At 64.5% G+C, this 21308-nt stretch carries 18 protein-coding genes; 11 read left to right on the top strand and 7 right to left on the bottom strand.

From position 1 onward, the window contains the following. The first annotated feature begins 101 nt into the window (after nt 1–101). From ABD231_RS39960 to ABD231_RS39940, 5 genes are all read left to right on the top strand, one after another. A complete protein-coding gene (locus ABD231_RS39960) occupies nt 102–905 on the top strand; it encodes a hypothetical protein (protein WP_344164954.1) in 804 nt (267 codons plus the stop codon). Nucleotides 906–924: 19 nt separating this feature from the next. Continuing rightward, a complete protein-coding gene (locus ABD231_RS39955; RefSeq protein WP_344164951.1) occupies nt 925–1644 on the top strand; it encodes an HAD-IA family hydrolase in 720 nt (239 codons plus the stop codon). Continuing rightward, complete coding sequence (locus ABD231_RS39950; protein WP_344164948.1) at nt 1641–2453, top strand: GIY-YIG nuclease family protein; 813 nt, start codon at nt 1641–1643, stop codon at nt 2451–2453. The genes ABD231_RS39955 and ABD231_RS39950 overlap by 4 nt, the downstream gene beginning before the upstream one ends. 133 nt (nt 2454–2586) lie before the next feature. Next, the gene (locus ABD231_RS39945; RefSeq protein ID WP_344164945.1) at nt 2587–4794 is read left to right on the top strand and encodes an AAA family ATPase; all 2208 of its coding nucleotides are present in this window, start codon (nt 2587–2589) and stop codon (nt 4792–4794) included. A 480-nt stretch (nt 4795–5274) separates the two neighbouring features. Beyond that, nucleotides 5275–6672 (top strand): hypothetical protein, encoded by a 1398-nt coding sequence (locus ABD231_RS39940; RefSeq protein WP_344164942.1) that lies wholly within the window; start codon nt 5275–5277, stop codon nt 6670–6672. Nucleotides 6673–6685: 13 nt separating this feature from the next. On the opposite strand, the gene ABD231_RS39935 is transcribed toward ABD231_RS39940, so the two are convergent. Together ABD231_RS39935 and ABD231_RS39930 are read right to left on the bottom strand one after the other, a co-directional pair. Continuing rightward, entirely contained in the window at nt 6686–6850 is a 165-nt protein-coding gene (locus ABD231_RS39935; protein WP_344164940.1) for a hypothetical protein, read from the bottom strand. Nucleotides 6851–7097: 247 nt separating this feature from the next. Further along, entirely contained in the window at nt 7098–7361 is a 264-nt protein-coding gene (locus tag ABD231_RS39930; RefSeq protein WP_344164938.1) for a hypothetical protein, read from the bottom strand. Nucleotides 7362–7655: 294 nt separating this feature from the next. Here ABD231_RS39930 and ABD231_RS39925 point away from each other — a divergent pair, with 294 nt between their 5' ends. The 4 genes from ABD231_RS39925 to ABD231_RS39910 all read left to right on the top strand — a co-directional run bounded on the left by ABD231_RS39925 (nt 7656) and on the right by ABD231_RS39910 (nt 12108). Beyond that, on the top strand, nt 7656–8531 hold the full coding sequence (locus ABD231_RS39925) for a hypothetical protein (RefSeq protein WP_344164935.1): 876 nt from the start codon (nt 7656–7658) through the stop codon (nt 8529–8531). Continuing rightward, nucleotides 8528–10810 (top strand): CHAT domain-containing protein, encoded by a 2283-nt coding sequence (locus ABD231_RS39920; protein ID WP_344164932.1) that lies wholly within the window; start codon nt 8528–8530, stop codon nt 10808–10810. The genes ABD231_RS39925 and ABD231_RS39920 overlap by 4 nt, the downstream gene beginning before the upstream one ends. 108 nt (nt 10811–10918) lie before the next feature. Then, nucleotides 10919–11146, top strand: coding sequence for a hypothetical protein (locus tag ABD231_RS39915; RefSeq protein ID WP_344164929.1), 228 nt, complete (start codon nt 10919–10921; stop codon nt 11144–11146). Next, nucleotides 11143–12108 carry a hypothetical protein gene (locus ABD231_RS39910; RefSeq protein WP_344164926.1) on the top strand — a complete coding sequence of 322 codons (966 nt, stop codon included), beginning with the start codon at nt 11143–11145 and terminating at the stop codon, nt 12106–12108. The genes ABD231_RS39915 and ABD231_RS39910 overlap by 4 nt, the downstream gene beginning before the upstream one ends. 108 nt (nt 12109–12216) lie before the next feature. Here ABD231_RS39910 and ABD231_RS39905 read toward each other — a convergent pair whose 3' ends face one another. Beyond that, a complete protein-coding gene (locus ABD231_RS39905; RefSeq protein ID WP_344165058.1) occupies nt 12217–12420 on the bottom strand; it encodes a sigma factor-like helix-turn-helix DNA-binding protein in 204 nt (67 codons plus the stop codon). A gap of 241 nt (nt 12421–12661) precedes the next feature. Between ABD231_RS39905 and ABD231_RS39900 the strand changes: the two genes are divergently transcribed. Continuing rightward, a complete protein-coding gene (locus tag ABD231_RS39900) occupies nt 12662–13870 on the top strand; it encodes a hypothetical protein (protein WP_344164923.1) in 1209 nt (402 codons plus the stop codon). Nucleotides 13871–14702: 832 nt separating this feature from the next. Here ABD231_RS39900 and ABD231_RS39895 read toward each other — a convergent pair. Beyond that, nucleotides 14703–16493: a DNA integrity scanning protein DisA nucleotide-binding domain protein gene (locus ABD231_RS39895; protein WP_344164920.1), complete on the bottom strand. Its 1791-nt coding sequence runs from the start codon at nt 16491–16493 to the stop codon at nt 14703–14705. 935 nt (nt 16494–17428) lie between these two features. Between ABD231_RS39895 and ABD231_RS39890 the strand changes: the two genes are divergently transcribed. Beyond that, nucleotides 17429–17893 (top strand): hypothetical protein, encoded by a 465-nt coding sequence (locus tag ABD231_RS39890; protein ID WP_344164918.1) that lies wholly within the window; start codon nt 17429–17431, stop codon nt 17891–17893. A 363-nt stretch (nt 17894–18256) separates the two neighbouring features. Here ABD231_RS39890 and ABD231_RS39885 read toward each other — a convergent pair whose 3' ends face one another. From ABD231_RS39885 to ABD231_RS39875, 3 genes are read right to left on the bottom strand one after another with little or no spacing between them, the layout of a single operon-like run. After that, nucleotides 18257–19486 carry a hypothetical protein gene (locus tag ABD231_RS39885; protein WP_344164915.1) on the bottom strand — a complete coding sequence of 410 codons (1230 nt, stop codon included), beginning with the start codon at nt 19484–19486 and terminating at the stop codon, nt 18257–18259. 56 nt (nt 19487–19542) lie between these two features. Next, nucleotides 19543–20991: a hypothetical protein gene (locus ABD231_RS39880; protein WP_344164912.1), complete on the bottom strand. Its 1449-nt coding sequence runs from the start codon at nt 20989–20991 to the stop codon at nt 19543–19545. A 60-nt stretch (nt 20992–21051) separates the two neighbouring features. Continuing rightward, nucleotides 21052–21303, bottom strand: coding sequence for a BlaI/MecI/CopY family transcriptional regulator (locus tag ABD231_RS39875; protein WP_344164909.1), 252 nt, complete (start codon nt 21301–21303; stop codon nt 21052–21054). Nucleotides 21304–21308: the final 5 nt, after the last annotated feature.

Raw genomic sequence — 21308 nt, 5'->3', positions numbered from 1 at the left:
ACCAAGGTGATCCTGTTCGGCGCCGCCGCGAGGGTGGGCTTTTGACACACCCATAGCTTCGAAGGCCCGCAGGAGACAGACCACGACGCAGCTCTTTACGCGTGCCGACCCCGGCCCGCCCGGCTGGACTGCGAGTTCGTCCCCGAGATCCTGGCAACGGTCGTGGTGGGGATCGGGCTACTCGGATCGACCGACCAGATCCAACCGGTCAGCGTACTGCTGGATTCGCCGGAGCCGCTGGTGCACTGGGCCGCGGCGACGGCGCTCGCCAGGCTCCGCGTCGTTCACGGCATGGACGGGGCCTGGCCGCACGGGCGTTCAGCGCGCTGGCCGACGTAGCAAATGGCCCGCGACTGGAACAGCACACGAACCACAACGACGGGAACCTGTACGCATACACCGGACGCTCGCTACCGCTGTTCATCGACGATGTACCCGATCACGGGATCTCGGTCGGCGAGGTGCTGGCAGCCGTGGCCGGGTACCTGCAGCACGTCACCATCCGGCAGCGTGACACGATCGCCGGGGCGGCCATGGCGAAGGTCTTCGACATGCAGGGCACCAGTCCTGCACCGACCTTCGGCGACTTGTCGCCCGGCCGCCGGACCTTTCTGCGTGCCCTAGCCGACCACCCGGGCGCGCTGAACTACAACCAGTTCCCAGGGCTGTCGCTGGAGCGCCTGCTGCCGGCGGCACGGCTTCCAGAGATTGGCAACGCCCTACGCAGGTACACCGGCCTTCCGCCGGCGAACAAGGTCGACGATCGGCGTCAGCCGAGAGGCTGGCCGCCGCAACGCGCCGGGCGTGGCCCCACTGTTGGGGTTCGTGGGATCCTCGCCAAGGCGGGTCGGGTAGACCGACCAACCGGGAAGGATATCGGCTCGCAGGTGAGCAGGCCGATTTGAGCGGCAACGGAGGGCATGTGTGGCAGATCGGTATCGCGGTCTGATTCTCGACTTTGGCGGTGTCCTCACCACTCAGATGCGACTGAACAGTCAGGCATTCGAGCAATCGGAGGGACTCAAGCCCGGCGCGTACGTGGCGGCACTTGAGAACCATCCGGAGGGGATCGATGTCTATGCGAAGCTAGAGGTCGGTCAAGCCGCGCAAGAGGACTGGAACCGGGTGATCGGCGGCATTCTCGGAATCGACCCGACCGACCTCATGCGGCGGGCTCTTGCCAATCTGCAGCCTGAACCGCTGATCGTTGCGCTGGCAAAGCGCGCCCGTGCAGCCGGCATCAAAATCGCCTTACTGAGCAACAGTTTTGGCCTTGACCCGTACAACCCATACGAGGACAAGGGACTGTGGACCGACTTCTTCGATGCGGTAGTAGTGTCCGAACTGGAAGGCGTGCGGAAGCCGTCTCCGCTCATCTACCAGCGGGCTTTGGCCGCTCTGGACCTGACAGGTCCACAGTGCATCTACGTCGACGACATGGATACGAACTTGCCGCCTGCTGAGCTGCTGGGGATCCGCACGCTGCTCCACACCACCGATCCGACGGCAACAGCACTGCAGTTGGAGTCTCTTCTCTTCGGTTCGCGCTCAATGCCCTCACCACCCGGGGCATCCGCGGATCTCCCGGCATGTCGAAAGTCCACTGTGGCGAGCGAGAATCATGGAGAGGCGACGGAACGGTGACGCTTACGTTCGCTTCGATCCTGCACAGCGCCGGCATCGACCCCGACCAGGCTCTTGTGATCCGCCACGCCTATGTCCGCGAACATGAAGACAGCGGTCTGCCGGGCCTCCACGCTGACTCCACCGACGCAGAGATCCTTCAGTACACGAGTAAGCACTCCGCGAGACCACGCATCTTCCCGACTGCTCCGCCCCGTATCTGGGTTGTATTCATCCGCGAGGGTGGCGACCGGGCGCGCCTCTGGTCGGTGCTGGAGAACCGCGGCGAGACTTCGAACGATGGCACGCTGCGCACGTTCGATCTGGTCACCTCCGAGCAGATGGCGGACCTCAGAAACCGGCTGGTGATTGGCTGGAGATCGCCGCGCACGTGGAGGATCAACGCCACAACCGCGGCCGGCTACCCGGTCATGGAGATCGCCGACGCCGAGCCCGTGCCATTCCCCGGCTTCGACCGCCTCGTTCTGGACCACGCCCAGCTCCAGGCCGTAATGCGCGAACACCGCTACGCCTCCTGGCGCACTGCCCTCGCGTCGGTGATAGGCGTCTATCTGATCACCGACACCCGAGACGGGCGTCAGTACGTCGGCAAGGCCGACGGTGCGGAGAGCATTCGCCAGCGCTGGAGTGCCTATGCAACCAACGGTCATGGCGGTAACACCGAACTGCGCAACCTCGACCCGACGAGCTTCCGGTTCTCGCTATTGCGGGTGTTCGATCCGGCGACGCCCACCCGTCAGATCGATGCCGCCGAGAGCCACTTCAAGACCGCCCTCGACACCCGTAGGCACGGCCTAAACCGGAACTGATCGCGCCACCGGACAGAGGAACTCCGCGATCCAGCGATGGTGGGCAGCAGACACACGGGATCGCAGGCGGACTGCCGGCAATGGCTCGCGGAAGCCTGCGGATTCTGTCGCCGGGTGCCGATAGCGTGATGCCGTGACCACTGACAGTTGGAACAAGGGCACCGGGTCAGCACCGCGGCGTGCGGGTTCAGCTTGGTCGGCTGAGGACACCGCGACGCTGATCGAGGGGCTCCGGCGCGGTGTAGCGCTGCAAGCACTGGCGGGAGCGTTGCAGCGCACGCCCGGGGCGCTGCGGGCACGTTGCCAGGTGTTGCTGCCGCCGCAGCTACGTCCGGCTTCGTGGACTGACGCGGAGGCGGCGCTCCGAAGACACCTCGCTGCCAACCCGAAATTCGCCATCGCGGCAGACCGGCCCCGCGCATCGAGCCAGCGTGTGGATCATGGCCGGGCTGCAACTGGCTCGCTTCCTCCGTTGAGTGGCGAGCAGCAGCGGATGATCGACGCCGTGCGCTCAGGACAGGACGTGATCGTCGATGCAACGGTGGGATCGGGCAAGACCACGGCGATTCAAGCGCTATGTACCGAAGTGGGCCGCGACCGCAAGGTTCTCTACCTGACCTACAGCAAGCTGCTGAAAGCCGACGCGCGACGCCGAGTTAAGCACGCCAAAGTACAGAACTACCACGGGATCGTGTACCCCGCACTGGTGGAGGCGGGCATCAAATGTGGCGTCGGTGAATCCGTCCGGAGATTCAATATGGCCTTCGCCGCCCTGCGGCCTCCGCTTCCCAGGTACGACCTTCTCGTGGTCGACGAGTATCAGGACATCAATGATGAATACGCGCAACTGCTGCGCAACATCAAGTCGCTGAACCCGGCGATGCAGACCGTGCTGGTCGGCGACCTGGCTCAGAAGGTGCACTCGAACACAACCCTGGAGGTCCAGGGTTTCACCAGGGAGATCACTCGGCAGGCTGAACTGCTGCCGTTCACCCAGTCCTTCCGTGCAGGTCAAGAACTCGGCACGCTACTCAGTGAGGCGTGGAACAAGCCGGTAGTGGGCGTCAACCCGACGCAGACGATCCGGTACGTCTCCTACTATGAGGCACTCGACCTCATGAAGGAGAAGCAGCCGGGTGACCTGCTGTGCCTGGGCAGCCGAAACGGCCAGATGGCCGAAGCGTTGAATCACCTCGAACGCAATCAGGCTGAGGTCTTCAACAAAGATACCGTCTATGCCTCCATCCGCGACGGCGATACCAACGTGACCTACAACGACGACACCGCGGTGTTCACGACATTTGACTCCAGCAAGGGACTGGAGCGCCCAACCAGCGTGGTGTTCGACTACGACGAAAGCATGTGGGACCTGCGTTGCGGATTCCCGAACGTGGACACGACCGTCATGCGCAATGTGTTCCTGGTCGCAGCCTCGCGGGGAAAGGATGAGGTTGTCTTCGTGCGAAGAGAACATGCTCGCAGGCAAGCCACCAGCATCGGGTTCATCCCCGTGCAACGGTTGACGCAACTGCAGACCGACGCGCGGCCGACGTATGACCAACCGTTGCTGGCGTCGGACTGTTTCGACTTCACCTACGCCGAGAACCTCCAGGCGTGTGTCGATCTGCTCGACCGGCGACGCCTCGACGACGGCTCGGGCGAGGAGATCACCATCGACCGTGTCGACGGGTTGATCGACCTCTCCCCCGTGGTGGGCCACTATCAGGAGGCGGTGTTCTTCGACTCCTACACCCCAGCCCGAGAGGTAATGCTGAACCCCAAACCGATCGCGAAGCAGCTACGCGCCAAGCTCACCGACGATCCCTGGCACGATGCGTTGCTGCTGACCGCTGTCGACACAGACCAGATGCGTTACGCAGAACAGGTCACCCGCAAAGTCAGCACCGAGGTTCGCAACGCACTGACCAGGCGACTGGCCACCCAGCTTCCTCGCGACTGCGAAGCGCAGTCACCGATGAACCTGTCAGGAGCCGCCACTACCCCCTCGGCGGAGACACCGGTCACCTTCGTAGGCGTGGCCGACGCCATCCACAACAATCAGATCTTCGAGCTGAAGTTCGTCTCCGAACTTGACCGCGCCATGTTCCTCCAGCTGGCCCTCTACCTGGTGATGGGCGACCACCCGAGCGGCGTCCTGTGGAACACTCGCACCGACGAACGCTGGGCTGTGCAGGTGCCCGACCGCGAGAGGTTCATGCACGCTGTCATCCGGTGCGTCACCAAGCAGCACTACGAGGAATTCCGGACGACACCGCAACGGTCAGAACCGAGCGGCCGGCTCCGCAGGATCACAGACGGCCTACTCGGCCGATTGCGATGAGAGACAGTAGCCGCGGCAACGCCCTGCAGCGCGCAGCATCGGTTGTCGATCACAGCCTCTCCAGCCAGAGGTCACGCTTGAACACGAGCTAGCGTCCAGCAATCGATCTCACAACGGCTGCAGGGAAGTTCATGCGCCATGGTTCAGCAAGACTCGGGCTTTCGGTACTCAGCAACGCCTGCCTCGACCTGCATGATCGCCTCTGAAGCCACACCACCGATCTGGCGAAACCTGACGGAAGAGACCGGAAGTCTCGGATGCGTGGGTCTGAGAGTGCTCTCCAGATGAGGCGCCGTCGTGACGATGGACGGCTAGAGCCATCCCCTTCCGAAATCAGCCGGCCGAGGTCAATCCGCTCCGCAGCGATTGACGCCGTCGTCATCGTTCTCGAAGCGACTGCCGACGTGAGTGTGGTCGTCGTGGCATGCGGGTGCCGGCTCCCGGTGATATACCAGCGTGATGGCACCCAAGAGACCGGCCTTGAACGAGCAGCAGGTAGCCGTGTTGCAGTGGGTCGTTGACGGGTGTCCGGACGGTGTTTACGAGGACGGGTTTCAGCATCGGATCGTTGCGCGTGCGCTGGAGCGCCGTGGGTTGATTACCATCAAGGGTCGCGGGAAGACGTGGACGGCGAAACCTCATCCGGCAGATCAGGCAGGCGCCGCTCCGCGCCAGAAGGCGGACAAACAGGACGTCTCCAGCAACGCATCGCCGCCTCGGCGAGCGCCCAAGCCCATCGGCGCGAAGGCGCCGTCCCAGCTATCCGAGGCCGAGCAGCTCGTTACGCAGGTGCTTGCGGCCGGCGGGAGACTCCCGCTCGAACTCAAGCCGGGAGATCTCGATCGGTACCACCGGCTAGTCGCATCGAGCCTTCATGCACCGAACAGACCGCGGGGTAAGAGGCTCGAGGTGAAGAGTGTCGGCCAATGGCCCTCCGGCCAATGGGAGGTGCGCTTGACCGAGCACTTCGCCGATCTCGTCGAGTCGATTCCTGTGCCCATGCCCGACCGAGTGGCAAAGTACCACCCTGCTGTTGCGGCATTTCGACAGGACAAGGACTGGCACTACGTGTCGGCGGAGCAGCTACCTCGCGCTGCTCGCATCCTTCAAGCGCTGGTGGCTGAGGCCCCGAAACGGAGTGTCCAGGTGGAAATCCCGCCACCTGCCGACAGCCGGAGCCAGTCGTACGCAGGGCAGCGGAAGGGCCGTTGGCACTTGATGTTCCGAACTGCCATCGGTGAGTTCACCCTCCGGATCAAGGAACAGCCCGGCAAAGGAGGCAAGCAGGTAGCTCGGCGGTACTGGAATGAGCCCAAGGTCAAACCGGCTTGGATCGAGGCTCGAAACACAGAGTTCGTCCCGACCGGCAATCTCGAGTTGGTCGTCGACGGCCCCGGTATGCCGTACAAGGGCACAAGCTTCCGAGATGCCAAGACCATCAATCTCGAGGACCGGCTGCCGGAGGTGTTTCGAACCCTCGAAATTCGTCGGCACGAGCACGAGTGGCGCGAGCAGGAACGCAAGAAGTCGGAGGCGGAGCGGCAGTCCCGCTGGCAGGCCGCGATAGCGAAAGCCCGAATCGAGTACGACCACGATGCCCGGAGACGTCATTTCGACCAGGCTGAACGTGAGTGGCAACGAATCAACCGGCAGCGAGCTTTTCTGATTCAAGCAAAGTCCGTCTCGGTGACCATCGACCCGCTCCTTCGCCCCGCCCTCGAAGCACAGCTCGAACTGATCCGCAAAAGCCTCGATGCCGCAGACCCGCTGAACCATCCCGAACTTCTGATTCCTGACGTACCCGAACCTCAGCCGGACGACCTCATTCCCTATCTCGGCGGCTGGAGCCCACACGGTCCGAACCACCACCGACCTTGAACCGCGCACACTGTCAGAATCGAGCACCTGCCGACAGCAGGTCCGATGTCGCCGACCGCGGCGTCAGCCAGGTGGATGTCGAGCCGATCGATCCGCGGATGCTCGCCTTGAGCAGATTCGGGTCGGATACCAGCTCCTCGGGCTCAGATGGCGTGTAGTTCTCGTTCGGTGCGCTCACTGTTTGGAGCGACAAGTCTTGCTCAACGCTGGCGTCCAACGGCAGCGCTCTAGCTGCGAGTAAGCAGATCAGCGGCAACTTCGAGCGCTGCTCCGAGATGCCTCAATGCCTGGCACGGTAGAGCGGTGTTATGGAGTTCGATCTAGTAGATCCGGGTCGAGGTCGAGGCGTGTGGTTAAGGTGCGTGTTCGGCCTCGGACGCACCAGCGGTGCATAACTGCAACACCAGAAGTACCAAGTAAGTCGGCTAGTCACTGAGGATTGACCTGGCCAGCCCAGCACCGACGCACAGGGCACCGTCGACGTACTGAAAGCCGAGGCCGGCAACATCGGCGCTCCCGATCTGGATCGGGCCGAACAGCTGCGCAATCCACTCGCTCGGCGCATCGGCCGACCGGTCCTCTCGAACGCAGACAGTCGGCGACTGCCCGAGCTCCTCCTTAGCTCCTCGCACGAGCGTCCGCGCGGCATACCGATAGAACATCGCATGCTCGCGCGGAGCACGTTCCATCCTCCGTCCGCAGCACTCGCACGGAATCGATCCGCGGAACAGGTGTGTGGTCGTAGGCGCCACCCGAGTCCGCGGCTGCGACGCACGACTCGCCATGTCCGATCCTCGCCGAGACTGGCGCAGCTTCATCTCACCGGCGCCCCCATCAAGCAGCAGCACCGGCATGGTCTCGACTCTTTCATCAAGCCCGCACTCAGCCGCCGCGTCCGCAACCTTTGTCAGCACCCAGTGGAAGACGCGACGGAGTAGCCTTCTCCTATGGGGGAAGGGCCAGGGCAGCACACAAGCCGAGCCGTGGATCGGAACGACTTCGGGTCAGCGGCCATCGAGGCGAAGCTCGCTGAGGCACTCGCGAACGGACCCCTCGATCTCCAAGAACCGAGCGCCTACTTCAACTCGGCGGCGGTCCGTGCAGAGGCGACTCACCTCCCGCCTGACCAGGCCCGCGCATTGTGTCTCCGGGAAGTGGACCGGTGTGCGCGCTGGTTGCGCGCCATTGAGTTCGGCACCGCGGGCACTGACGCCGTCGACCGGCGCTCCTTGGAGGATGGGCTGCGCGACCATTTGCTTTATGTGGCAACCATGGCCGCTCAGCGCGGCATGCTGACCGGGGAGCCACCTGAGCAACTCGCCGCCGAGGCTGCTCAAGTGGCGGCATTCTTCGAACCCAACGACTCGGCGAGGGGCCTTGTCGCCCAAGTGCTCGCATATTGCTATGGAGATCTCGCCCGACCCGAATTGGCCTTGTCCGTAGTCGTACGTGCGCCCGTTTCGGCGGGAGCGGGTGAGCACCTGCTGCGGGTGCTCGATCTCGCTCGCCGTGCCGTAGCCCTTGGCCATCGCGAGCACGTGGCTGCTCTTCTGGCTTTGGAGGACTGGCCGGGTGACCCCACCGGGCTGCACAAGGAACTGCTGTCCCGCCTCGTGAACGAAACCACGCCGAGCGAACAGGAGTTGGCGGCACGCGGCGACGTCCGCCGAGCAGCCTTTGGCGCAGGGGACTTCGCCGCTTTGAGGGAGCTCGCACTGTTCGACGTGATGTGGCTGGAGACCGACGCCAACCTGTGGCTGGCGCTGTCCGCCATCCTGAAGGTTTACGGCGCCACCGAGCAGGCCGAGCTGGCCCGCCAAGCCGCCGCCGAGCTCGGCGGCGATGGCGGCGTGTCATGAACCCCGGGCCGCAGAAGGCGCCATCGGTCTTCGACGCGTTCTTCGCCGAGGCCAATGTCACCCAGGACGAGTTCGCCGTGCTGAACCTAGGGCAGGGAGCTCTGACCCTGCCCTTTGTCGTGGAAGAGGAGATCCTCGTCCCGCCGAGCTTCGCACGCGACGTGGTCGCGGGCTCGACCATGACGGTCGAGCTCGTCTTCGCCGCTGCTTGGGAGGCGGTCGACCCGCTCGCCCGCCACGGAGTGACCCCTGCGCTGGGGGCGCAGGTCCTGGCTGCACTCGGTGGCAACCCCCAACGCGCCGATGCCGACCCTCAACGCTATCTGCGCCTGGCGTTGTCCGCACTCGAAGCCTTCCGTGGCCGGGGGCTGCCCCGCCACGAGGGCCGAGCCTATCTAGCCTTGGGTACAGCTCTTGAGCGCTGCCGGCGCCTGCCGGACGCCCTGAAGGCGTACGAACGCGGCCGTGTGCTGCTGGAAGCAGCGGATGACGGGCATGGACTCCGCGCCGCGCACGCCCGTCTCGCCCTCGCCACGAGCCAGATCGGGCTCATCGAGCAGTCTCTTCTGCACGCCGAGACCGGACTGCGGATCGGCCAAGGCCTCGCAGCGCCGACCGCGCACACCACCCGGCCCGCCTTCGGGCAGATCTACATCACTCACACACTGCACCATCGCCGCACACGCGCCTTGATGCGGATGGGCTTCTTCGACGACGCGGAGTCCGCACTCGCCGATTGGCAACAGGAGGCGGGCGGTGGACACGAGTACTACCTCCTCGTCCTCACCGGCCAACTCCGGCTCCGGCAGAACCGGAACAACGACGCGGTCAACCTGTTCATCCGCGCCATTGACAGCCGATTCGCCACTCTCGACACGACGACCCTCCCAGGCCGCTCCTACTATCTGGAGAACAGCGCCAAAGACATCGGCGAGGCAATGGGCGCCGCCCTGTCCGTAGAACGCGCCGACCTCGCAGTCGGCATGCTCGCCGCGATGGCCACCCGCCGTCCGCAACGACCGCAAGGGCCCGCGCCCGTAGCGCTTCAGTCCCTGGACGACGAGATCCATACCCTCGCACGCACCGCAACGCGCGCTGTAGTGGCGGGCGACGTGGGGCTCCTCGGCGTCAACGAGGACCGTGCGCGGATCCTCCTGGAGGCACGGGACGCGCTTCTGCACGGCACGCGCAGCGCGACCAGGGAGCCAGTAACCGTCGCAGACTGGACGCGGACGCTCCCGCTCGCGGTTGGTCCCGGCGAAATAGCGCTGGCCTACTTGCAGTCAGATGACGGGGGCATCATCCTTGCCGTCACCAACGGAATCGTCCTGTCCCGTCCGACCTACCTGCCCACAGACCAGCTGCGACAATTCGTCGCGCTCGCCCACGACGAATGCGTACGGCGCACCGAGCCCCGAACCCTGCATCGCCTCGGCGAGGCGCTCCTCGCCCCCGTGGCAGACCTCCTCGCCGGGGCGAGCCGCGTCTTCATCACGGCGCAGGACCCCCTCGCCGATTTCCCGTTCCACGCTGTGCCTTTCCACGGCCGGCCTCTGATAGCCGGTATGCACGTGCGCTCCCTGCCGTCGCTCGCGCTACTCGCGGCAGCCGAGGAGCGACCCCGCCGGACTCCGGCAACAGGCACCGACCTCCGGGCCTGCGCCGCCGTGGTCCGTCAACCGCGCTACGAGCTCCTGCCAGAACTGCTCAACGTGCGCGCCGAAGCCGAGGCTGTCCGTGGCGCGTTCCCCGACGCCATCACGCTCTACGACGACGCAGCCACCGCCCAAGCGGTCCAAGACGCCATCGAATCCTGCGACGTGCTGCACCTCGCCGGACACGCGGCCTTCAACCCGACCCATCCGAACATGGCCCGCATCCTGCTCGCCGATCGCCCGCTGTTCGCCTTCGAAGTCGCCACTGCAACGAAAGCCCCCCACCTGGTCAACCTCAGCGGCTGCCGCGCCGCCGCAGAACGCCGCAATCTCGGTGGCGAGGGCGAGGGCCTCGCCGCGTCCTTCCTAGCAGCCGGAGCCGAGACCGTAGTTGCACCGCTGTGGCCCGTCCGTGACGACGCTGCGCTCGCCTTCAACTCCGTCCTCTACCGCGAACTCGCCAGCCCCGGAGCGGCGGTGGACACTGCCGTTCGCAACGCCCAGCTCGCCCTCCTCGCGGACCCGAACTTCTCCCACCCGGGTCTGTGGGGTGCCTTCACCACCCTGGGCGCCGTGCGAGAAGCGCAGACCTCAACGAATATCGCCGAGGCAGGCGAAGCATGAGGCGACTACCGAGTCGGGCAGACCGTATCGACCACCTCTCGGCCGCCGGACTGCAGTCAACACAGTCGATCTCGCAACTGTTGATCACCCGACGAGGAGGGGACACCGATGAGTGAGGCCCAAGACCGGCGCGAGCCAGGCGCCGCGCCCGCGGACGAGCAAACGCCCGCACCGGATCGGGACGCCTGGGATCCGTCAGGACTACCCGGACAGGCCCTCACCACATTGCTGTTCCACTGCGGGCAGCACGCCGAGGAACAGGTCGTGGACTACTACGACCCCGAGTCACCTCCGCGCTGCACTCACGGCGATCTGATGACCCGGAAGGCTCGATGAACACCCTGCTCGAAGCCGGCCTTGGGAGCGCCGAACGGATCCTGGGATCCCGCTTCCTGCTCTCCGTCCTGATGCCCGTGCTCCTCACGGCGGGAGCCTCAGGCGGCGTCGCTCTCGCCGCCACCGGGAGCACGCCGGGCGACGCAATACAGGCCTGGCAAAGGTACAGCGGATCAGGGCAGTTCCTCGCCACCTTGTGGGTCGTGCTTGGCCTGGTGGGCTCGGCCTATCTCCTGGCCGTCTGCCACCTGCCGTTCCTACGGCTCATCGAAGGCTACTGGCCGGAGATCGCCCCGCTGCGCCACCTGCGCGAGCGCCGCACAAAGAGTCACCGCCGCGTGGCCGAGTCCGGCTGGCAGCGGGTCGCGGAACTGCACGCCGCTCAAGCCCACCTCCGCGCGGCAGCTCTGGCCACCCAGCTGTCCACCCGGTATCCACCGCGGCGACGCCTCATCGATGGTTGCCTGCCGACGGCACTCGGCAATCACCTGCGCGCGGCAGAGTTCTATCCGCTGGAGCGCTACGGAATCGACGCGGTAGTCATCTGGCCCCGGCTTCTGCCGCTGCTCGCCCCCGAGGCAATCGCGCGGGTCAACGCGGCCCGCACCGCGCTCGACACGACGGTCACCCTGCTCGGCCTGGCCACCGCGTTCGGGGCGGTCTGGCCACTCGTCCTCCTCGCCAGCGGCTCCGGCGCCCTTGCCGCCCTGCCCCTGCTCGCATGGCCCATGGCCTGGTGCGCCCACCGTGCATCCCTCCAGGCCGCGACAGCCTTCGGTCAGGAGGTCGCCGTGGTCTTCGATCTGTACCGCCACAAACTGCCCCACCACCTCGAACTCGTCGTGCCCGCGGACCCCGATGAGGAGCGCCGGATGTGGGATGACCTGGGCCAGTTCTACCTGCGCAATCTGCCACTCCCGCCCGGGCTGCAGATACGCGGCGGAGGTCCCTCTGCAAGCTGAAGGTCGAGGCCCGCTCGGGTTCGCCACGACTTGCGGAGCCATCGCTCATTGAACGTCGAACTGACCGCCGCCCGTCGCGTTTCGCCTGTGGGGCCAACGGCGAAGCGGTCATCCGCAAGCTTCATGCGGTGTCTCGGCGTCGTGGTCGGACAATGCGGACCGCAGGGCCCGGATGCCGTGATGGGTTCGCGACCTGACCGTTCCGATCGGGATCCCGATCGCTTCGGCGACTTCCTCCACCGGACGGTCCAGCAGGTGTACCCGCGTGACGCTCTCTCGATGGGCCGAGCTGATTCGGCGCAGAGCGCCGATCAGCAGCTGGCGCTGGGCAACGGTGCCAGCTGGATCCGGACTGCTCGTTCGATGCCCGAGGTGCGCGTTGTCCTCGACCGGTGTCGACCTGGCTTGTGGAGGTCGTAGTTCGGCTCGGGCACTCGGACAATCTAGCGATCAGCGATGACAGAGGGAACCGTGGCTCACCGGCTCGACGTCTCATCACCGGCGTTGCCCGGCTGTGCCGGTTTAAGGCGGTGTACCGAGGCTCAAGCTAGTCGTGACCGACGTGAACCTGAGTGCGAGTGGAGGAGAAGGCTTGGAGTTTCTAGTCGCGACTGTCCTTGCCGTCGCCGGAGTGGCCGTCGCCGGGGTGACACTCCTTTGGCAGAAGCGAGGGACCGGCTTCAAGCGAGTCCACTACACAGCGGCCTGCGACCAACTTCTACTGGACCGAGACGATGAGGCGGTTGACTCGTTCCTGAGCGGACCCATCTCCGTACATCTGGAACCGAGCGGAACCAAACTCGTCTGGCCGATGGCCTTCAAGTTGAGGCTCGCTAATACCGGCATGGCTCCCATCCAACCAAGCGACTTCAGTAGCACCCTGAATATCGACTTCGGTCCTCGCTGCGAGCTTTTGGGAGGATCCATCACGGTCAGTAGGGGGCGCGCAGACGAGTTCCTCGGCTCCGAATCCGCGGTCCTCGACCACGGCTGCCTCAAGCTCACCCCCTTCCTGCTCAATCCGCGTGACGAGATCACAATCTCCGGGATGCTGAACGGAGTTCTCCCCGAAGACGGCATCGCAGTCAGCGGAAGGGTCACCGGTATGGAGACCTTCGTTCGCCTGCGAGCTCGGGAGCGTGGTCCAAGGGCCGAACTCGTCGTGAACTCACTGCTTCACGATTCTCTCGAACATCAGCCGATCGCACCTGACGTCGATGTCAAGATCTTCGTGCTGCCGAAGTTCCTCCCTTTCGAGGATCTAGGATCTGCGCCCAGGGGCGGTCGGGGAATCTCAACTCGGCTCAACGGTTCTGTCGTGGAGCGGATGCATCAAGTCTCGTTCCAGGTCACGAACCGCGGTAGGCGGGAGGTCGACCTGACACACTGGTTGAGATGCCACACGGGGGACAGGACCTTTTTGCATCTCCTCGATATCAGAAAAGCGCACGTGACGATCGCGAGCGACTCACAATCCGATTGCGTCGATTGGAACTCACGAGCAGTCGGGATCCGACCGGGACCTCTCGGCGTGGGCGAGACTTTCTCCGCAACGTTCATCGCCGAGGGCCGTCTTGACGAGGTCGAGGTCGGCGAATGCCCCGACGAAATCGAAGACGTACAGATCGCAAGGATGACCTTCCCCGACACGTCGCTGGAGCGCCACCTCGCAGAGATGAGCCCTCGAGTCATCCTCACCAGCCCAGGCATCTATCGAGGACTCCAGAAGCTCAGAGACGCACTACGCGTCTCGTCGAGGTAGTCGGTCGCTATAGGCGTCAGCGAAGCCTTCAAGACACTCGCCGAGGAGACTGAGCTGGGTCGAACAGTCCTGACTCTGCGATCAGGGCATCCATCTTGGGTCCGCAACGTAGACGTCGCCGTCGTAAACCACGTCCACCAACTCCTTCGTGAACTCGTCGAAGACAAAGATGCACCCTCGATCAATCTGCAGTTGGTATCTTTCGCCCGCACGTACTCGGGGAGTTGCCGTGCAAAGACCTCAGGTTCTGCCGTGTGGCCGGTCGACCTGCCCAGACGAGAACCCATGCGTCCTGCTCGGTAGAATCGCTGCCCGTTCTGACGCCTCTCAGCGCAATGCCCCGGCTTTACTGCGCCGTGACTCCTGTCGACGCTCGGGGCCGGCTCGCGGACAGTTCTCCGGTGCGCGCCCTCAGATGGTTGCCTGGCCAGCGCATCAGCCTCGATGTCGTGCCAGATCGGTCCCATCACCTCATCGTCGTACGCGCGCACGGTTCGAACTCCGTGACGAAACAGGGACACATCCGAATCCCTGCGCGCGTCCGGAAGCTCAAGGTGCCCACCGATCAGAGGAAGAGATGCCTGTACGTCGCTACCGTGACAGAACGATGCACGCGGAGCGGCCAGGCCAAGCCCTACCTCGCAGGAGTAGTTCGCGATTCGGTTCATCACTTCCGGCACTTGCGTGGCATCCCGTCCGCCTGAGCCCGGCTAGGAGATGAGATACCGAAACTGGGCAGCCTCGATCCGATGAAGGTTGATGTCTGGGCTGGCTCAACAACTGCCGACCTCAGCCGAGGGACGCCCCCGGCCGCGCCACCGTGCAGGTCGACTTACTCGCTCTCGAGGAAGTAGCTTGTGTTCATCTCTGGATCCGGAGCGAAGGACGTCCAGCTGACGTGGGTGATGAATCCGAGCGATCCCTCGTTCGGATCGCGGGGGTGTGATTCAGGGCGGGCCCGGTGCTCCTCGAGTCGTGTCCGAACCGCGTTGATCCGCTCGCACTGTTCGGCCGTGAGGTAAAACGCCAGGGACTCAAGGTGTCTCCAATAGCGGAAGAAGATCTCGTAGTCAGGATCATCGGTCAGCGACTCCTCCAATTGGCGCACGACCTTCTCGACAGAGTCACGAGCAACCTGTCTGGGAAGGTCCGGCAGCAGATTGATCATGCCGTCCTCGCTGACGATGATGACGAGGCACTGGCCGCTCTGGGCGTCGTGATACCGCACGGCGGAATTGAATCGCGCGCCTCGACTCGAGTCACCCTCTCCCGAGGCGTATCCGTCAAGGATAACGCCAACGGCATGGCACGTTCCGGTCGGATCGACAAGAACTGCACCATCGATGCTCGTGACGGCTGCCAAAGCCTTCGCGTCGAGTAGTTTCGGTCTTATCTGCTGCGCTTGCGGGATGAGACGCGCCGCCTCGTCGCAGGCGTTCCGGTGGACGACCAGCATCGTCCCGTGTGAAGCCTCAGATGCCGATTCGGCAAGGTCCCACAAGACATCCGCCTCACTCGCGCCGATCTCGGAGAACACGCGGCGCGCTACTGACTTGAGGTGCTGCGCATCCAACCGTGGCTGTGGCAGAGACGGCCGCGTATTCGACACCCGAAGAAGCGGCACTCGTTCATGGCTGAGCTCCCAGACACCCCGCGCCACCACGTTGAACACGAACGCGTTCTCGTCCGCAGGATCGTAGGTGTTACGCAGGCGAGCCAGTCCAACAATCTTTTCGCCGTCGCAGAGGAGGTGGTGTTCGGGATCGGCCATCTCGAGCGACTTGCGCATCGAGCGGGTCTCCGAAACTCGGATCGGCTTCACGAACTCCATGACAGGTTCTATGTGAGGGTTCGCGTCGGCCGCCAGCAACAACCCGCCTGCTCCGGAACGGCCCTCGTACGGCTGCGTGGAGATCTCGTCGAGCGCCACAAACAACTCGGACTGGAATTCGTACCCGCTGAACACCGATACCGACTGAACGAATTCGCGCGCCGCTTTCCGAATGAGCTCAGATCGGTCGGACCAATAGATCGAGAAGCTCTCCGGTGGAGTGCTGCGGCTGAGGTCAGTCGTAGCTGCACTGAGCAACTCCCACATCACCGAGTGCTGGAAGGACGGAACCACTCGATACCGGTCGATCCGTTCTTTGCTCAAAGCCGGCTTGGACTCCCACCGTGCTCTGGGGACCGCAACAACCGGATGAACCTCGTAGGCGCCATCGACCAGCACCGACGAACCTACGAAGAATGCCAGTCCGACTCCTTCCGGAGATCCAGCCAGTGCGTCCCTGACTGCCTCCCCGCGGAACGAGTCCATGAGAGCACGATGACGTCGCTCATGGAGCCGACGGCTGCTGTCCATCATCCGCGATTCGTCGCTCTCCTCGTATCGCCGTCGAGCGTCCGCGACCACCATGGACAGATCTACTGCAGCGAGCGGGTCGTGCTCAGGCTCAAAGCAAACCGGGAATTGCCGGTTCGAGTCGTCGGTGAAGCCAACAAGAAAGGCCCGCGCACCGAGACCGAACCCGATCTGATCGAACACGGCCTGCGCTGCGCGCTCGATACCGTAACGAAAGTGCGATTGGAACGCCCACATGAACTGATCAATCGTCGTTCTCACGAGTCAATCGTTCGCCCCCAAGCGCCCTGGGTCAACTCACGATTTGCGTGAGACGCCGTGCGGGGCGCAGAGGGTCGTCACCGCCCGCTCGGGGCGCATCAGACGGCCACTGTGATCGCGAAACGGATACGAGGATCAGCAGGCTCGTTCTTCGATACCGACGCAGGCTCGCCACAGCAGGGCGCTCGCGCGGTCATCTCCTGTACCAGCTGCCTGTCAGTGCCTCAAGCACCCTGCTACGCGAGGTGACTGGACAGCCTTGGCAGACTGAAGGGCATGGTGGGAATGGGCGAGCACGATGAGCTCGAAAACCGGTACATGCCGAAGTTTGAGTCGCTGCTGAGCGAGAGCGGCGTCGTGGTCGAGTATCGCCGCGACCGCGCCGGTATTGACACCGGCCTGCACCTGTTCGCGCGCGGTGAGAGGACCACGAAGAAAGGCGATGAACGGTCGTACTGGCGTCCCCTTGCCAGCCGGGTCTGGTTTCAGCTCAAGGGCGTCCACGCCTCGACCATGTCGGCAGACGAGTTCGACAACGCAGAGCACGTCGCAGTCACAGTCGGGGTCGCTCATCTGAAGTTCTGGTTCGCAGCACCCGAACCGGTCTACCTAGTTGTGTACGTCGAGTCAGTCGATAAGTTCATCGGCATCGATGTCCGCGAGCTGGTCGAGCGAGGGTGGCGCCAGACGTTCTACGCGTCCATGCGCGGCCGTAGCGGCGAGGTCACCGCGCATGTGCCGACAGCCGCCTTCATTGATCCCAGCCGCGTCGCGTCGCTGGTGAACCACCGCAGCATGCGCATCGACGGTCCCCCGTTCCGTGGCCGCCCCCTCGGGCACCGCATCGACCCGCTCCGCTCCGTCCTGTCGTGCCCGCCGGCTGACACGTGGATCGATATCGTCACCCGGGTCTTGGGGGCCCACGACTTCCGTGTGTGTCACGACATCAGGTCGGCGACCTTACGGTTCTCAAAGGCACCATCGCGCAGACGCTGCTATGGCAGTCACCAGCGTTCGCCCAGTACGGCTACAGGCACAGTCCCGAGGAGGTGCGCGACGAGCCAGCACTTGAACAGGTGCTCGGCGATGTGTGCGTCATCCTCGACGCCGCCGAGAACCGCTCTAGCTTCGCCGAAGACGAGGCGGCGGCTCTCCGGGGATTCATCGACGAGACCGCCGACAACGGCCAGACCGTCGTCGTGTTCTTCCGTGGCCTAGACCTCAGCGGAACCGGTGGAGTGTGGCGCAGCAGAGTGCGGGGGTCAGCAATAGCTGGACAGCGTGACGGCTGGCGCCAGCTAGGGCTTGAGGCGCTGAGCTACCTAGTGCTTACCGCGACTCTCGTCTACCTCGAATTCGCGCCTCACCTGGACTGGGATCACGCGAACTACATGGACTGACTGGCTCCAGGCACTGGCACTGTCCCGCCGGAGGCGCCCGATTCAGGCGGGAGGGGATCGTCTCGGCTACCGTCGTGCGACTTCAAACGATTGACGGTGAAGGCGAACCACCATGGACTGAGCCCAACGCAAGCCGTGTGGTTAAGGTGCATGTTCGGCCTGGGGCACAGACCTGATCCACACGGTCGATCAACGATCGACCTCCACGTCGCGACTTCGCTCGACGCGGTTGTAGACCAGAGCCAGTCGCAGCGACGAGTAGAGAGTTCACAAAGCTCCTCGGCTCAGCCGAATCCGCCGCCTCCGCCACATCGCCCAACTGATCGAGGTACCGCTCCAGCTCCTCGCGCCCAAGTGCGGCTTCTACCGTGCGGCGAGCGTTGCGTAGTGATGGACAAGGGCCCTCTTGCCGAGCCCCTCGCGACCGAGGAACCTCTCCGCCAGCACCTCCACGGTGATCCCGCCGAGCCCGGTGGCAATCAAGCGCCAGTCGTGGATCGTGAGTCCGATGGCACCGACACCCCAGTTCAGGTACTTCGGCATCGCCGTGACCAACGCGTCCTTCTTCCGCACGTGGGCGCCGAGCTCGTCGGCCGCGACCTTCATCTCTTCCCTGAACAGGCCGGCCGTCTCGGCATCGGTACCAGGGCCAACGGACTGCAGGGCCTGGCGCTGCCTCGTCCTGAACTCCTCGAACATATCGGCGCGCCTCAGGTCCAGCATTTGTTGCGGACTCAGCCGCCCGGCCGACGGCAGGGAGAGCGTCGCGATCCGTCGGAGGCGGGCTAGCTCCTGCGTAAGAATCTCCTCCGCGAACAGTCCCGACTCCGAGGCGAAGGCAGCCTCCTCGCTGTCCGAACCGAACAGCGGTACATACCGGCCACCACTCGCCAACCACAGCCGCAAAGAGCGCCGCGCCAGCTCACTGCTCGCCAGTGTCTCAGGAGACCCGCTGCCGAGATCCCACGCGTTACTAGCGAACACACCCGCCAACCTGGCGTCCATCGCCAGCCGACGAGGGGCGAACGCGAGTACGCCGTCACGCGCCAGCGGCGCGAGCGGCAGCAACCCGCGGACCGTGTCCACGAAGTGCTCGGGATCAGGAGCGATCGTGATGGTGGTCTCCGGCATCACCTCGTGGACGGATGCCGCGAAGTCCGCGAGCACCTGCTCCTCATCGAACGGATCCTCGAGCAGAATGTCGTGCGCGTAGCAAAGAGCCGCCTTGAGCTCGGCTGACCCAACGCCGGCATGCGGCAGCCGCTCGTTGCTGAGATGCTCTCCGTCGATCAGCATCGAGCGCCTCCGGTGCGCATGAGTCTCAGCGAGCTCCCGGCCGACCAGTGAGGCCCGAAGTACTCCGGCCTCCAGATCGAGCGACCCTAACCAGCTCTCGACTGTGCCCGACTGCACCTGCTCCAGGTAAGTGGCCAGGAAATCACCGCACCGCAGCCGCGCGAGGACCTCTTCGGTGGAGAGATCCAGCGCCCGGGCCGCGGTCAGGCCACGATCCAGCTCACCCGAGAGATCCTCGATACTCATCGCATAGAACGCCTCGAGCGCATCCACCACCGGCGTACCGCGAGTCACCACGGGCCTAGTATGCGGCTCCTCCGGCGTCGCCGTCAGGGCGCCGCGTCGAGCAGACCTCAGATGCTCTCTTCGTAACCGTCGAGGTGAAGCGCGACATCGCACAGCCGGGTCAACCAATCCGTGACGACGACGTCCGACGGCTCCCCCGCAGGTGCAGCAACCGCGTAGGCGTCGTACCACTGCGAGGACCCAGAAGCGTCGACCTGCTTCAGCCCTCGGACATCAATCAACTGAGTGAGCTTCGCTGATGATGATGTCGCCAGCCAGAAGCCGATCATCGGGAGCGGCTCCTCGCTAAGTTCAAGACCTACCTGGTCGACCAGGTATCGCGCGATCGCCGCAGGTACGCCGAGAGCCTGGTTCATCAGTTCGCGCCATTGCACAAGCTGAACCGGTGGAGCGGCTGTCGTCGATCCAGTCGTCGTCCAGTCGACATGCAGCAGGAAGTACGTGCAGCGATCGTCAAGCACACTCGACCGACGACCCGGCTCGGCAAGCAGCAACCGCGACCAGGCGGCCGGCGGACCAGCAATCCCTTCAATGGACCGAATCGCAGCGTAGTGCGCACGACCGACTTCATTGTGGCTGTGCCACCGCGCGGCTTCTGCCCCAGGCGCCAGTGTCTCCAGGAACTTCGAGATCGGGGAGTCGCTCAGAAGGTTGAGAAACTCTTGCCGAACTCGGGAAGTCGACGGCACGCGAGACAGCAGCGGCGAGGTGGGTATGGACACACCAATGGTCACCGAGGGAGGAGTATCCGACTGCCACACGGCCGGCGACCCCACATACGGGCTGCTGTGGTCCTTCAGGTTCATCAGGCCGAAAGCAGTCAAGTCCCCCGGCAGCACCGACTGCCAAGACGCGAAGCTCGGGGGGCCGCTCGGCGACGTAAGAGCGGGCACTTCCGCCAACGCCTCGCTACGTTCCGGCGCAACACAGAATGCTTTTGCGGTGGCCTCTCCGAAGTAGGTGGTAACAATCTTGATCTGGTCTCGCAGCATCACGGACAGCCGTTCACCGTCCCAGACCTCGAACCGGATCCGCTGGGCACGCAAGCGAACTGCCTCCGCTTCCACCGCCTCTCTGAGCTTAGTCCGTCTCACAGATGCCCGAGTGGCATATACGAAGAGGTCGCTCCGCTCCGCCCACAGACCAGCGAGGAACTGATCCACTGCGCCGCCGAGACCGGCGACCGTAACTCCGTCGACGTTGCGACACTGCACAGTTACATAGCGAGGATCCGACGTTCCCGAGGACACCAAGCGGCCGAACAGGTCGATCCCGTGTTGCTTCTGGCCACGAACCCCGTACTGCCCCGCATCCTCGACCTCATACCTCGTCTCGGTGACGGCCAGGACGAGGCGCTCGAACGCGTCTGGCTCGAGCTGCTCGAACGGGAGGTGCGCGGGTGCGGTAGTAGGTATCGGGTCGGGCGTGCTGCTCGGCGGCTCGGCGAGCCAGGCGAGGAGCTCATGACCCTCCAGGCGACCAGGATCTTCGTTCACCTGGCTATCTTGGGCGATCGGTGCGCGCCGAGTCGAACGACGCACCCGCCTCACGGTCGTTCATGACCCGCGGTCGTCCGCTCGCCGACGATCCTGCGGCGCATCCCGCATCCCGCATCCCGCATCGCGCTCGCCTCCTGGTCGGTCATCCGGTCCACGAACCGGAGCAGTGGCGACCTCGTCGCCACTCCCGGCGAGGACCTGGCGCATCAGTTCTGCGCTGTGCTCCTGCCGTGACAACACAGGTTGGTAGCGGTACGCCTTCCCGTCGAGCTCCCTGGTCAACCGGCCCCTGCGGTGCAGGTTGTTCATGACGG

Source organism: Kribbella yunnanensis (assembly GCF_039529655.1).
GTDB classification, from domain to species: Bacteria; Actinomycetota; Actinomycetes; order Propionibacteriales; family Kribbellaceae; genus Kribbella; species Kribbella yunnanensis.
The sequence above is the reverse complement of the archived record's forward strand: the minus strand, read 5'-3'. Positions and strand labels throughout refer to the sequence as shown.

Excerpts from the sequence above, each read along its gene's own strand:
- ABD231_RS39915 (WP_344164929.1), top strand. The coding sequence starts at position 10,919 with ATGAGTGAGGCCCAAGACCGGCGCGAGCCAGGCGCCGCGCCCGCGGAC.
- ABD231_RS39920 (WP_344164932.1), top strand. The coding sequence starts at position 8,528 with ATGAACCCCGGGCCGCAGAAGGCGCCATCGGTCTTCGACGCGTTCTTC.
- ABD231_RS39910 (WP_344164926.1), top strand. The coding sequence starts at position 11,143 with ATGAACACCCTGCTCGAAGCCGGCCTTGGGAGCGCCGAACGGATCCTG.
- ABD231_RS39875 (WP_344164909.1), bottom strand. The coding sequence starts at position 21,303 with ATGAACAACCTGCACCGCAGGGGCCGGTTGACCAGGGAGCTCGACGGG.
- ABD231_RS39930 (WP_344164938.1), bottom strand. The coding sequence starts at position 7,361 with ATGGAACGTGCTCCGCGCGAGCATGCGATGTTCTATCGGTATGCCGCG.